The organism is Ruegeria arenilitoris (assembly GCF_013035315.1).
GTDB lineage: Bacteria > Pseudomonadota > Alphaproteobacteria > Rhodobacterales > Rhodobacteraceae > Ruegeria > Ruegeria arenilitoris_D.
On the sequence record NZ_WQHP01000001.1, the window covers coordinates 44,691 to 57,372 of the forward strand.

Sequence of the window (12,682 nt, forward strand, 5' to 3'; positions counted from 1 at the left end):
TTGCCGACACAAGAGAGTCCATGAGTTTGTGGATTCCCGTCACCATCGCCGCCGCTACGTTTCAGACCGTGCGGTTCATGCTGCAAAAGTCGCTCAGCACTGTGAAACTCTCGGCGGCGGGCGCGACATTTGCGCGCTTTGCCTACTCCATGCCTTTGGCGGTGCTGGGATTAATCGTGGCGATGCAGATCACGGGTTTCAGCCTGCCGCCTTTGACCGGGTGGTTCTGGTTGTTTGCAATGATCGGCGGGACGACGCAGATTCTGGCGACCATTTGTGTGGTGGCCTTGTTCAAGCAGCGCAACTTCGCGGTAGGTATCACGTTCAAAAAAACTGAGGTTATCCAAACAGCCATCGTCGGTTTTCTGGTGTTGGGCGACCAGGTTTCGACGGGTGCCTTGTTTGCCATCGTTCTGGGTTTGATGGCGGTTCTGCTGCTATCAAAAAATCCCGGTGGTGACGGGGCTTGGTGGGCGAACCTCACCAACCGAGCATCGCGCCTTGGGTTGGGGTCAGGCGTTCTGTTTGCCTTCTCATCCGTCAGCTATCGCGGTGCATCTTTGGAACTGGGTGACATAGATGCCTGGTACCGTGCGTTGATTACGCTGGCTGTTGTAGTCTCGTTCCAGTTCCTTAGCATGGGGCTCTGGCTGCTGTGGCGCGATAGGGCAGAACTGCGCGCGGTTTGGGACACGCGCAAGACCGGCGTTTTTGTCGGAATCACAAGCCTTTGCGGATCGTTCTGCTGGTTCTTGGCGTTCACGCTTCAAAACGCAGCCTATGTCAAAGCGTTGGGGCAGGTAGAGCTGATCCTCAGCCTGTTTGCCTCGATCCTGTTTTTCCGGGAAAGCATAACCCGGCGTGAGATCGCCGGGATGGCATTGCTTGGTGTATCGATACTGGCGCTGGTGCTGGCGATTTAGCCAGCGCGACGCTCATCAAAGCTGAGGGCGATGAAGCTGGGCAGGTGATCGCCCATGCCGACAACCGCTGGTCCGCCGTCGTCCCGGCGGCCACGACCTTTGGAATCCTTGTCCTTCTTACGGTCGCCGCGTTTGTTGTCGATTTTCTTGCCTTCGGAAGATTTGGCTTTCTTCTCGGGCTTCGGCGCTTCGTCCTTGGGCTCTTCCTTGATCGGGTTTTCGATCCGCGGAATGTCCTTCTGGATCAGTTTTTCGATCGCATCCAGCGCCTTTTCATCACGCTTCGAGCAGATGGTGATGGCTTTACCTTCACGTCCCGCTCGACCCGTACGGCCAATGCGGTGCACGTAGTCCTCGGCATGGCCGGGGACGTCGAAATTGAACACGTGGCTAACCGACGGGATGTCCAGGCCTCGGGCGGCCACATCAGACGCGACAAGCAACCGTAGGGAGCCGTCCCGGAACCCGTCCAGCGTTTTCATACGCTGCGACTGGTCCAGATCGCCGTGGATGGCGGCTGCGTTATAGCCATATTTCTTCAGCGACTTCGCGCAGATATCCACGTCTGTCTTGCGGTTACAGAAGATGATCGCGTTGGTGCACTTATCACCTTCGGCATCGATCAGTGCACGCAGGGTCTTGCGCTTGGCGCTGGCCTCGCGATCACGGCGACCGCCTTTGAACATGACCACGCCCTGTTCGATGGTCTCGGATGCGGTGGCCTGACGGGCGACCTCGATCCGGGCCGGGGCGGACAGGAAGGTGTCGGTGATCCGCTCAATCTCAGACGCCATGGTGGCCGAGAAAAACAGCGTCTGGCGGGTGAAGGGCGTCAGCGAGAAGATGCGCTCGATATCGGGGATAAAGCCCATATCCAGCATCCGGTCAGCCTCATCCACCACCATGATCTGCACGCCGGTCAGCAGCAGCTTGCCACGCTCGAAATGGTCCAGCAGACGGCCCGGGGTGGCGATCAGCACGTCCACACCACGGTCGATCAGCGCCTCTTGCTCCTTAAAGCTGACACCGCCGATCAACAGCGCTTTGGTCAGCTTCAGGTGCTTGGTGTAGGTGTCGAAGTTTTCCGCGACCTGCGCAGCCAGTTCCCGCGTCGGGCACAGCACCAGCGAACGCGGCATCCGCGCACGCGCGCGGCCACGGGCCAGCAGTGTGATCATCGGCAGGGTAAAGCTGGCGGTCTTGCCAGTACCCGTCTGTGCGATCCCCAGCACGTCGCGCCCTTCAAGCGCGGGGGGGATGGCGCCCTCCTGAATCGGAGTGGGCGTTTCGTATCCAGCTTCCTCAATGGCTTTGAGGACCTTCGGGTTCAGGTTCAGTTCGTTAAATTTTGTCATGTATGTCCGGTTTTTGCGGACACTAGACCTGGCCCGCGCGTCAATGGAATGCCGGGCCCGGATGGCCATGCGCTGTCAGGCACATTTCGGCTTTGCGCGGACATAACAAAATCATGAGGCAGGGTCAAATGAAGAGCCTTTAACCTAACGTCGCCAAAGGTCGCTGCTGATTTTTCGCAACAATTCAGCAGCTTCCGGGAAAGTGTTTCGCGATCTTGGCATCCAGATCCAAGGGCCTGTGGCGGATCAGACCGTATTCTTGCAACCGCGCACGGACGTCGGGGTCGGCACCGCTGATCTCATCGTAAAAGGCGCGCAAGCTGGCAGGGCCTTGTTCTTCTTCGATCCAGCTGAACAGTTCGTTCTTGTTCAGCCCGCCCAATTCGCGTGGGACGTTGGGGGACATGCCGGGCTGATACGATCCTCGGTCCATTCTAAACGCATAGTGGGCCATCCAGTGATCCCAGTCCGGAGCATGTCGGTGGCACAGCTCCAACCCCGGCAGTTCGAACTTGCAGGGCAAAAGCTCTTTGTTTTGGAACAGGTTATGGATGCGGAAGTTTAGCTTTTCCATGCCGGTGCGAACAAACAGCTTGCCCTGAACATGGCTGAGGAACCCACCCAGAACAAATTCACCATAGTTGGGGTATAGTGACTGCACCAGCGCCGAGCGGTTTGGCCCACTTGGGATATGGGCCTTGTACAAATCCTCGCCGCCAGCCATGGCCTCCATCGGTCGCACACGGACGGCTGGTTTTTCTTCAGGAACCGATTGAAGCTGCTCTTTGATGGGCTTGTCGGACCACAGAAACTCATCGACATCGATATGCGCCAGCCATTCCAGATCGGTGTTGCGATAGGCGAATGTCGCGTGCAGCGTCTGGCGCACCTGATGCCGCTCGGGTCGGTTTCGACTGCGTTTTTCCCAGAAGGCGTCGTCGCAGATTCGCGCCCTGATCTTTGGATGCCTGCGCAGCGCTCGATGCGCCTGCCGGTTGGGTTCGTCCAAGTAGATATACAGATAGTCCGCACCCAGATCGAGGTGGTGGGCGGCGAAACCAAGGATGTCCCTGGTCGGGCCGCGAACCATGGACACGATCCCCCAAGTGGTCATGACCCACCTGTACCATCGGCGCGTTGCCAACGGGTTTTCTCAGCACAAACGCCTGGCAAGCAGCGCGATAGCATCAGGACTGTGTCGGTCATGCGCCCAAGCTTGCACAGGGTATCTTCCCTGTGCAATCAGCTAGTTGCGTCACGCCATCATCTCTTTTGTGGCCGTCAGGCTCAGCTCGGGATAGTCACGCACGACGCGGTCGATGTCCCACTGCAGGCGTGTCAGATAGACGATGTCGCCGTCATGGTCATGCGCGATGTGTTGCTTGTTGGCGTTGACGAATTTGTCGACCTCGGCCTTGTCACCGCTGACCCAACGGGCGGAGGTGAACTGAGACGCCTCGAACCGGACGGGCAGGCCGTATTCCATCTCAATCCGGCTGGCGAGTACTTCGAATTGCAGTGCGCCGACGACGCCCACGATAAAGCCCGATCCGATCGAGGGTTTGAACACCTTGGCCGCGCCTTCTTCGGCGAATTGCATCAGGGCTTTTTCCAGATGCTTGGCCTTCATTGGATCGCCCGGACGGACGGTTTGCAGCAGTTCCGGCGCGAAGGAGGGGATGCCGGTCACGCGTAGCGCCTCGCCCTCGGTCAGCGTATCACCGATGCGTAGCTGGCCGTGGTTGGGGATGCCGATGATGTCACCCGCCCAGGCCTCTTCGGCCAATTCCCGGTCAGAGGCGAGGAACAATACGGGGTTCGAAATCGCCATCGGCTTTTTCGACCGCACATGGGTTAGCTTCATGCCGCGCTTGAAATGCCCCGAGGCCATGCGGACAAACGCCACCCGGTCGCGGTGCTTGGGGTCCATATTGGCCTGCACCTTGAAAACAAAGCCGGCGACCTTCTTCTCATCGGGCGCGATCTGGCGAGGTTCGGCGGACTGAATTTGAGGTTGCGGACCATAAGCGCCGATGCCTTCCATCAGTTCTTTCACCCCGAACGAATTGATCGCCGAGCCGAACCAGATCGGGGTCATGTGACCTTCCAGAACGGCCTGTGGGTCAAGGGCAGGCAGCAGTTCGCGCGCCATTTCGACCTCTTCCAGCAGCTTGTCCAGTAGATGCTCGGGTACGTGTTCGGCGAGCTTGGGGTCATCAAGACCGTTAATTTCGATGCTTTCGGCCACCTTGTTGCGGTCGGCGCGGTCCATCAGTTCCAACCGGTCACGCAGCATGTCATAGCAGCCGATGAAATCGCGCCCGACACCGATAGGCCACGCGGCAGGGGTGACGTCGATGGCCAGCATTTCCTGAATTTCGTCGATGATCTCGAACGTATCGCGGCTTTCGCGGTCCATCTTGTTACAGAAGGTCAGGATCGGCAGATCGCGCAGGCGGCAGACCTCGAACAGCTTCTGCGTCTGGCTTTCCACACCTTTCGCGCCATCGATGACCATCACGGCCGCATCCACGGCGGTCAGCGTGCGATAGGTATCTTCGGAGAAATCCGAGTGACCGGGCGTGTCCACCAGATTGAACCGGAAGTCCCCATAATCGAACGACATCGCCGATGCCGAAACCGAGATACCGCGATCCTTCTCCATCTGCATAAAGTCTGACCGCGTGCGCCGGGCCTCACCCTTGGCGCGCACCTGACCGGCCATCTGAATCGCGCCCCCGTACAACAGGAACTTTTCAGTCAGCGTCGTCTTGCCCGCATCCGGGTGCGAGATGATGGCGAATGTCCGGCGCCGAGCGATCTCGGGCGGCAAAACGGGTTGGTTCGAGGCGGTATCAAGCATGAACGCGCGTATATGCGGGGAATCCTGCCGAGGCAAGACAAAGGGCTGTTCAGAATCGTCTGCATGTGGCAATGAGAACAAATAGTGAACAAATAATGGAGAAGCCCAATGGATTTGAAGCAAATTGCAGAAGAATTAGTCGCCGGATGCCGGGAAGGTCGCGCCAAGGAAAACTTGGACAAGCTTTATGCCACAGACGCCGTTTCAGTTGAAGCAGCCGATGCCATGGGCATGGGGCGCGAAGCCGCGGGCCGTGATGCGATCCGGGGCAAGCATGAGTGGTGGGAAGGCGCGCATGATGTGACCGGCGCGTCGGTGAGCGATCCGTTCCTGCACGGCGACGACCGCTTTGCCGTGATCTTCGAAGTAAGCGGAACCGTAAAGGAAAGCGGTGACAGCTTCGATATGCGCGAGGTGGCAATCTATCACGTCGCGGATGGCAAGATCGTACGGGAAGAGTTCTTTTACTGATCCACGATCGGCTTCTGGTCTTCCCTGAAAGGCTGGTGCTAGATGTGCGGCAAAGACAGGGAGGATCGGATGGATCTGGGAATCAAAGGAAAACGCGCGCTGGTTTGCGCCAGCAGCAAGGGCTTGGGTCTGGGATGTGCCGAGGCTTTGGCCGCAGCGGGTGTCGATCTGGTGATGAATGCGCGTGGGGCCGACGCTTTGGAAGCGTCCGCCGACAGCATCCGAACGGCGCATGGTGTTCAGGTTCAGACCATTGCCTGCGACGTGACCTCGGCCGAGGGGCAGGCGCAGGTGATCGAAGCAGCGCAGGGTGTTGATATTCTTGTGACAAACGCGGGTGGTCCGCCTCCGGGCTTGTGGTCGGACTGGGATCGCGACGATTTCATCAAGGCGTTGGATTCCAACATGCTGACCCCGATTACGTTCATGAAGGCGCTGCTGCCAGGCATGATGGACAAGGGCTGGGGCCGGGTGGTCAACATTACGTCGCAATCGGTACGAGCTCCGATCCCCGCGTTGGGCCTGTCAAACGCGGCGCGCACTGGTCTGACCGGCTATGTGGCCGGGACCGCGCGTCAGGTCGCACCCAAGGGTGTGACGATCAACAACCTGCTGCCCGGTATTCATGCCACAGATCGGGCCAATTCGTTGGACGGCGGAGTTGCGTCGCAAAAAGGGATCTCAATTGACGAGGCCCGGACACAACGCGAGGCGACGATCCCAGCGCGCCGTTACGGTACTCGGCAAGAGTTCGGTGCCGCCTGCGCCTTCCTGTGCTCCCAACATGCCGGGTTCATCGTCGGGCAAAACATCCTGCTGGATGGCGGCGCGACCAACCTGACGATTTAACAATGGCTCAGAACTTTTCGCTCAAGGATCAGCTGTTTAACGACGAAAAGACCCGCTATCTGGCCGGGCTTTTTGCCGGTGCTGACGCGTCCTTTGACGCCTGTGCGTTTCACGCGCAGGTCATGTCGCGCCTGCTGGACCTTGAGCTGAAAGAGCGGATGGCCTGGATCGCTGAGTGCCTGCAACAGGCCATTCCCGGTGATCTGCCCGACGTCGCACCGACGTTGCTGCGCTCCTTGCCGCCGCCTTTGGACCCCAGCAAGACAGATGACGACTTTGGTGATTTCATCTTTGCGCCTTTGGGCGACTGGGTTGTTGCTGTGGGTCTGGATCATCCAGAGCTGGCGTTGGATGTGCTGGAAGAGATTACTCAAAGGTTTTCAATGGAATGGGCCATTCGCCCGTTCCTGAAAGCCTACCCGGACCTAGTGCTGTCCCAGATGGAGGCGTGGTGCGCCCATAACAGTTATCATGTGCGCCGTCTGGTCAGTGAGGGCACCCGCCCGCGATTGCCATGGGGGCAGGCGGTGGGGTTGGACCTAAGCGATCCGCTGCCATTGCTGGACCGGCTTCATGCCGATGGTACCCGGTATGTCACGCGGTCTGTCGCGAACCACCTGAACGATATCACGAAGAAAGACCCCGATCTGGTGTTGGACCGATTACAGGTCTGGGCCGAAGACGGACAGCAGGACCGCGCAGAGTTGGAGTGGATGACCACTCATACCTTACGTGGGCTTGTGAAATCCGGTCATCCGCGCGCGATGAAAATGCTGGGGTTCGACCCGGAGGCCGATATCCGCGCGGATATTGAAATCACTGGCGAAGCACGGATCGGCGAGGCGCTGGAGTTTGATGTGGCGTTGAGCGGGGCAGGAAGTCAGCCCGTTCTGGTTGATTATATCGTTCATTTTCAGCGCCCTGGCGGAAAAACCTCAGCCAAAGTTCACAAGTTGAAGCAGGCCGCGCTGAAGGATGGTGCTCTGACGCTGAGCAAAATACACAAGCTCAAGGGCGACGCGACTACGTTCAAACTTGTCCCCGGCGCGCATCGGCTAGAGATACAGGTGAACGGTCAGGTCCGCGCGGGTGTTGACTTCGAACTGCTGGCTTAGTGCCCAGATATCCTCACGCTTTCGTCAGATCGCAAATGCTCGGATTGCGCCACGCCCGGCGCTGCATTAGCTGCTAGGCAGCGATCAGACAGAAGGGTAGCCGCGATGAAGCATGAGTCAGTGCAGAATTACTATGGCGAGGTCCTGCAGGGCAGCGCGGATTTGCAGACCAACGCGTGCTGCACTCCGGATGACATGCCGGATCACCTCAAGAAGACCCTGTCGAAAATCCATGACGACGTGCTGACTCGTTACTATGGATGTGGCCTGATCGCGCCGCTGGACCTTGAAGGGATGAGCATTCTGGACCTTGGCTGTGGTGCCGGGCGGGATGTGTACGCGCTGTCGGAAATGGTGGGTGAAAAGGGCCGCGTCGTGGGCGTGGACATGACGCCCGAGCAATTGGACGTCGCGCGCGCGCATCAGGACTATCACGCGCAGGCGTTTGGGCATGCGGCGTCGAATGTGGAATTCCACCACGGCTATATCGAAAAGCTGGATGAGCTGGATCTTGAGCCTGGGTCTTTCGACATCATCGTGTCGAACTGCGTGATCAACCTGGCCACCGACAAAGACGCCGTCCTGCGTGGCGCGCATCGGCTGCTGAAAGACGGTGGCGAGATGTATTTCTCGGACGTCTATGCAGACCGTCGCGTGCCGCAGGAAATGGCTGAAGATGAGGTCTTGTACGGTGAGTGCCTGTCGGGTGCGCTGTATTGGAACGACTTCCTGTCGATGTCCCGCAAGGCCGGTTTTGGTGATCCGCGCCGCGTCACGCACCGTCCGTTGACCATCGAGAATCCGGTTCTGGAAGAGCGTGTCGCGCCCTTGAACTTCCTGTCGGCGACTTACCGTCTGTTCAAACTGCCCGAGCTTGAGCCTGCGTGTGAGGATTACGGTCAGGCCGTGATTTACAAGGGCACCATCCCGAACGCGCCGCACTTGTTCGAACTGGATGACCACCACGCGATTGAGGCGGGCAAGGTGTTTCCCGTCTGCGGCAACACCTGGATGATGCTGAAAGACACGCGGTTTGCCCGGCATTTTGAATTCATCGGCGATTTCTCAACCCATTATGGAATCTTCGAAGGCTGCGGCGGCGAAAGCCCGTTTGAAGCGACGGGTGAGGCCGCATCGGGCGGGTGCTGCTGATCTCTTGCGCCTGAGGGGCGGGGTTGTTATCCCCGCCTAAGCCCGATGGAATTGATCGGGAAAGGCAACGGGGTCCATCGGTGACAGAAAACGCAACTCCTCCTCGGCTGGAAATCCGAAACCTGATCGCCCGGTATGAGGGGCGGGTCGTGGTGGACAATGTCTCGCTGACGGTGCAGGCGGGGCAGGTGACCTGTCTTTTGGGCCCGTCGGGCTGCGGCAAGTCCACGACGCTGCGTATGATCGCCGGTGTCGAGATGCAGGAATCCGGTGAAATCTATGTCGATGGCAAGCTGATCTGCGATACGGTGTTTCGGGTTCCGCCCGAGCGGCGTGAGATCGGCCTGATGTTTCAGGACTTTGCCCTGTTTCCGCATCTCAGCGTGTCCGACAACGTGGCCTTTGGCCTGAAGGGGCACAGGGACGAAAAGCGCGCCCGCGTCGAAGAGTTGCTGACCAAGGTCGATCTGATGCGTTTTATCGACGAATACCCGCATCATCTGTCAGGTGGCGAACAGCAAAGGGTCGCTCTGGCACGTGCCTTGGCCCCGCGTCCGCGGATCATGCTGATGGACGAACCGTTTTCGGGCCTCGACAACCGCTTGCGCGACGGTATCCGGGATGAGACACTGGCGATCCTGAAAGAAGAGGACGCGGCGGTTGTACTGGTCACGCATGAGCCCGAAGAGGCGATGCGCATGGCCGACGAGATTGCCCTGATGCGCCGCGGAAAAATCGTTCAGCAAGGCGCGCCCTACAATGTTTACACCCGACCGGCGGACAAAGCTGCGGTCGCTTTCTTTAGTGATGTCAATGTATTGCCCGCCAAAGTGAATGGAGCTTTGGCGGAAACGCCCTTTGGGCAGTTTCTGGCACCGGGTGTACCCGACAATACCGATGTCGAGATTGTATTCCGCCCTCAGCATGTGCGCCTGGATTTTGACCGCAATGGCAAGGGGCCATTGCCTACGCCGACCGACGGCGTTGCCGCGCGGGGAGTGGTCGAACGGGCACGGTTTCTGGGTAATGAAAGCCTTGTCGAGTTTCGAATGGACTATGACGGCTCGATCCTCAAAGCCACTGTTCCAAATGTCTTTGTCCCCAGTCCGGGGCGGGTGATGTGGCTGACAATCCGGCGCGACAAGTGTTTCGTATTCCCGGTTTAGGGTCTGGTGTGACAGTTTAGCGCCAAGTGGTGCGCGAAAGCCTCAGATTGCGGGTGCGCTTTGCTTGCCGCCACGCGGGGGCATCATTATCAAGGTCAAAACGCTGGGATGGATGGGGCGATGCGTATTCTTCTGACCAATGATGACGGGATCAATGCTCCGGGGCTGATCGCGCTTGAGGCAATTGCCGCCGATCTGGCAGGCCCTGATGGCGAAATCTGGGTTGTGGCCCCGGCCTTCGAGCAATCCGGGGTTGGTCACTGCATCAGCTATACCCACCCGATGATGGTCGCCAAGCTGGGCGAGCGCCGCTATGCCGCCGAGGGGTCTCCGGCGGATTGCGTGCTGGCAGGATTGCACGACGTCATGAAAGACACGCCGCCCGATCTGGTTTTGTCGGGTGTGAACCGAGGCAACAATTCAGCAGAAAACACGCTTTATTCCGGTACGATTGGTGGCGCGATGGAAGCCGCCCTGCAAGGCGTTCCGGCCATTGCGCTGTCCCAGTACTTTGGCCCGCGCAATCTGGGGCTGGACGACCCGTTCGAAACCGCAACGCGGTTCGGGGCCGACCTTGTGCGTCACATTCTGGACGCGACACCCTCTGAACAGGGCGATTACCGGTTGTTCTACAACGTGAATTTCCCGCCCGTGCCTGCAGATGAGGTCAAGGGCACGCGTATTGCCGCGCAGGGCTATCGGCGCGATACGCGCTTCTCGGTTGAGCCTCACAGTTCCCCCTCGGGGCGTCGGTTCCTTTGGATCAAGGGGGGGTATCAGCACAACCCGACTGCGCCCGGCACCGACGCGGCGGTCAATCTGGATGGCTACATTTCGGTCACGCCGATGCGCGCGGATTTGACGGCGCATGATATGCTGGATCAACTGAAGACGATCGAATGACCGGACCTGATCCAGAAACCACCATGCAGTTCCTCTTTGCCCTGCGCTCGCGCGGGGTGACGGATGCGCGCGTTCTGGCCGCGATGGAGCAGGTCGACCGTGGCCGTTTCGTCAAAGGTCTGTTCGCCGAGCGCGCCTATGAGGACACGCCGCTGCCGATTGCCTGCGGCCAGACCATCAGCCAGCCCTCGGTTGTGGGGCTGATGACGCAAGCGCTGGATGTGCGGCCTAGGGATACAGTGCTGGAGGTTGGTACGGGCTCGGGCTATCAGGCTGCGATCCTGTCAAAGCTCGCGCGCCGGGTTTACACCGTGGAACGCCATAAGCGGCTGGTGCGCGAAACCTCGGACCTATTCCGCGAGTTGGGACTGACCAATGTGACTGCAATGCTGTCGGATGGATCCTTCGGGCTGCAGGAACAAGCGCCCTTTGATCGTATCATTGTGACCGCCGCTGCCGAGGACCCGCCCGGGCCGCTCTTGGCGCAGCTTAAAATCGGCGGTATCATGGTGCTGCCGGTGGGACAGTCGGATGCGGTTCAAACCCTGATCCGGGTCAGGCGCACCGAAACCGGTCTGGACTATGACGAATTGTTGCCCGTCCGTTTTGTGCCCCTGCTGGAGGGGCTTGGCAAAGACGAGGCGTGAAGTAATATTTGCGATAAGCGCTGGAACCCCGGACAACAGGGGCAGGCGATGAGGACAGTAAAATGAGAGCAGTTTCCAAATCAGCAATCGCGGCAGGTGTGGCCTCTTTGGCGGTCCTTGCGGGATGCGAAGGCCCCATCGACTATGACTTGCGGGGCAATGTGGGTGGGTTTTCCACGGCGGATGCGGCGCAGGCGGCCACCGCTAACAGGCCTGCACCTGATGCGCGCGGCGTGATCACTTATCCCAACTATCAGGTGGTCGTCGCCCGGCGCGGCGACACGGTCGGGGATGTGGCCGCTCGGGTCGGCCTGCCAGCTGAAGAAGTCGCGCGGTTCAATGGGTTGCAAGCCGCAGATCAACTGCGCGATGGCGAAGTTGTCGCTTTGCCCCGAACGGTCAGCGCCGCCAGCTCGGTCGATATTGCATCGATTGCGGGGGCCGCGATTGATGAGGCCCAGGCAGATGGCACAGTTCGCACGGCGACCTTGGAACCGGCGCAACCGGCCGCAACGCCCGCTCCGGCACCTGCGCCAGCGGCGTCCGGGCCAGAGCCCATTCGTCACAAGGTCAAGCGTGGCGAAACCGCTTATACGATCGCGCGGCTTTATGATGTGCCGGTCGATGCGCTGGCCGAGTGGAATGGGCTGGGGTCTGACTTCACCGTGCGTGAAGGTCAGTTCCTGCTGATCCCGGTCAAGAACCAGCCCGCACCGCGACAAGCTGCGGCGGCGACGGTTCCCGCGACCACGATCACGCAGCCGGGGCAGGGGTCTCCCACGCCAACACCTCCAAGCGCGACGCAACCCTTGCCGGATGAGGTGATCGCACCGGCGGAACCTGCGCCGGACGTCACAGCCGAGGCTCCGACAAACCAAAGCAATTCCGCCCTGGGCATGCCTGTCACCGGAACGATCATTCGGACCTATGAAAAAGGCAAAAACGAAGGGATCGATATTGCGTCCTCTCCGGGTACCCGTGTGAACGCAGCGGCTGCGGGCACGGTGGCGGCCATTACGGCCGACGCAGATCAGGTGCCGATCATCGTGGTGAAGCACAACAGCGACCTGCTGACCGTTTACGCGAACGTTGAAGGTATCACCGTGAAAAAGGGTGACCGGGTCAAGCGCGGCCAAAAGATCGCGTCCTTGCGCGGCGGGGACAATGCCTATGTCCACTTTGAGGTGCGCAAGGGGTTCGAATCCGTCGATCCTGAACCCTATCTGAGGTGAATGTGA

The 12,682-nt window shown here is 59.5% G+C and carries 12 protein-coding genes; 9 read left to right on the top strand and 3 right to left on the bottom strand.

Annotated elements, in window-relative coordinates; translation table 11 throughout:
- Positions 1–20 precede the first annotated feature (20 nt).
- The gene (locus GOV53_RS00230; RefSeq protein WP_170463349.1) at positions 21–923 is read left to right on the top strand and encodes a DMT family transporter; all 903 of its coding nucleotides are present in this window, start codon (positions 21–23) and stop codon (positions 921–923) included.
- Here GOV53_RS00230 and GOV53_RS00235 read toward each other — a convergent pair.
- The 3 genes from GOV53_RS00235 to GOV53_RS00245 form a co-directional block, all read right to left on the bottom strand.
- On the bottom strand, positions 920–2,278 hold the full coding sequence (locus GOV53_RS00235; RefSeq protein ID WP_170463351.1) for a DEAD/DEAH box helicase: 1,359 nt from the start codon (positions 2,276–2,278) through the stop codon (positions 920–922). The genes GOV53_RS00230 and GOV53_RS00235 overlap by 4 nt on opposite strands.
- A gap of 184 nt (positions 2,279–2,462) precedes the next feature.
- Positions 2,463–3,392 (bottom strand): glycosyltransferase family 2 protein, encoded by a 930-nt coding sequence (locus GOV53_RS00240; RefSeq protein WP_170463353.1) that lies wholly within the window; start codon positions 3,390–3,392, stop codon positions 2,463–2,465.
- Between the two features lie 141 nt (positions 3,393–3,533).
- Positions 3,534–5,141, bottom strand: coding sequence for a peptide chain release factor 3 (locus GOV53_RS00245; protein WP_170463355.1), 1,608 nt, complete (start codon positions 5,139–5,141; stop codon positions 3,534–3,536).
- Between the two features lie 108 nt (positions 5,142–5,249).
- On the opposite strand from GOV53_RS00245, the gene GOV53_RS00250 reads away from it, so the two are divergent.
- The 8 genes from GOV53_RS00250 (at position 5,250) to GOV53_RS00285 (ending at position 12,676) form a co-directional block, all read left to right on the top strand.
- Positions 5,250–5,612, top strand: coding sequence for a nuclear transport factor 2 family protein (locus tag GOV53_RS00250; protein WP_170424366.1), 363 nt, complete (start codon positions 5,250–5,252; stop codon positions 5,610–5,612).
- 69 nt (positions 5,613–5,681) lie between these two features.
- Positions 5,682–6,461 carry an SDR family oxidoreductase gene (locus GOV53_RS00255; RefSeq protein ID WP_170463357.1) on the top strand — a complete coding sequence of 260 codons (780 nt, stop codon included), beginning with the start codon at positions 5,682–5,684 and terminating at the stop codon, positions 6,459–6,461.
- Between the two features lie 2 nt (positions 6,462–6,463).
- Positions 6,464–7,576 (top strand): hypothetical protein, encoded by a 1,113-nt coding sequence (locus GOV53_RS00260; protein WP_170463359.1) that lies wholly within the window; start codon positions 6,464–6,466, stop codon positions 7,574–7,576.
- Positions 7,577–7,681: 105 nt separating this feature from the next.
- Positions 7,682–8,728: a methyltransferase domain-containing protein gene (locus tag GOV53_RS00265; protein WP_170463361.1), complete on the top strand. Its 1,047-nt coding sequence runs from the start codon at positions 7,682–7,684 to the stop codon at positions 8,726–8,728.
- An 80-nt stretch (positions 8,729–8,808) separates the two neighbouring features.
- The gene (locus GOV53_RS00270; RefSeq protein WP_170463363.1) at positions 8,809–9,894 is read left to right on the top strand and encodes an ABC transporter ATP-binding protein; all 1,086 of its coding nucleotides are present in this window, start codon (positions 8,809–8,811) and stop codon (positions 9,892–9,894) included.
- Positions 9,895–10,014: 120 nt separating this feature from the next.
- Entirely contained in the window at positions 10,015–10,797 is a 783-nt protein-coding gene (gene surE, locus GOV53_RS00275) for a 5'/3'-nucleotidase SurE (RefSeq protein WP_170463364.1), read from the top strand.
- A complete protein-coding gene (locus GOV53_RS00280; RefSeq protein WP_170424378.1) occupies positions 10,794–11,444 on the top strand; it encodes a protein-L-isoaspartate(D-aspartate) O-methyltransferase in 651 nt (216 codons plus the stop codon). Before surE ends, GOV53_RS00280 begins: the two co-directional genes overlap by 4 nt.
- A gap of 62 nt (positions 11,445–11,506) precedes the next feature.
- Entirely contained in the window at positions 11,507–12,676 is a 1,170-nt protein-coding gene (locus tag GOV53_RS00285) for a LysM peptidoglycan-binding domain-containing M23 family metallopeptidase (RefSeq protein WP_170463366.1), read from the top strand.
- The last annotated feature ends 6 nt before the right edge of the window (positions 12,677–12,682 follow it).

Excerpts from the sequence above, each read along its gene's own strand:
- GOV53_RS00230 (WP_170463349.1), top strand. The coding sequence starts at position 21 with ATGAGTTTGTGGATTCCCGTCACCATCGCCGCCGCTACGTTTCAGACC.
- GOV53_RS00235 (WP_170463351.1), bottom strand. The coding sequence starts at position 2,278 with ATGACAAAATTTAACGAACTGAACCTGAACCCGAAGGTCCTCAAAGCC.
- GOV53_RS00240 (WP_170463353.1), bottom strand. The coding sequence starts at position 3,392 with ATGACCACTTGGGGGATCGTGTCCATGGTTCGCGGCCCGACCAGGGAC.
- GOV53_RS00245 (WP_170463355.1), bottom strand. The coding sequence starts at position 5,141 with ATGCTTGATACCGCCTCGAACCAACCCGTTTTGCCGCCCGAGATCGCT.
- GOV53_RS00250 (WP_170424366.1), top strand. The coding sequence starts at position 5,250 with ATGGATTTGAAGCAAATTGCAGAAGAATTAGTCGCCGGATGCCGGGAA.
- GOV53_RS00255 (WP_170463357.1), top strand. The coding sequence starts at position 5,682 with ATGGATCTGGGAATCAAAGGAAAACGCGCGCTGGTTTGCGCCAGCAGC.
- GOV53_RS00260 (WP_170463359.1), top strand. The coding sequence starts at position 6,464 with ATGGCTCAGAACTTTTCGCTCAAGGATCAGCTGTTTAACGACGAAAAG.
- GOV53_RS00265 (WP_170463361.1), top strand. The coding sequence starts at position 7,682 with ATGAAGCATGAGTCAGTGCAGAATTACTATGGCGAGGTCCTGCAGGGC.
- surE (WP_170463364.1), top strand. The coding sequence starts at position 10,015 with ATGCGTATTCTTCTGACCAATGATGACGGGATCAATGCTCCGGGGCTG.
- GOV53_RS00280 (WP_170424378.1), top strand. The coding sequence starts at position 10,794 with ATGACCGGACCTGATCCAGAAACCACCATGCAGTTCCTCTTTGCCCTG.
- GOV53_RS00285 (WP_170463366.1), top strand. The coding sequence starts at position 11,507 with ATGAGAGCAGTTTCCAAATCAGCAATCGCGGCAGGTGTGGCCTCTTTG.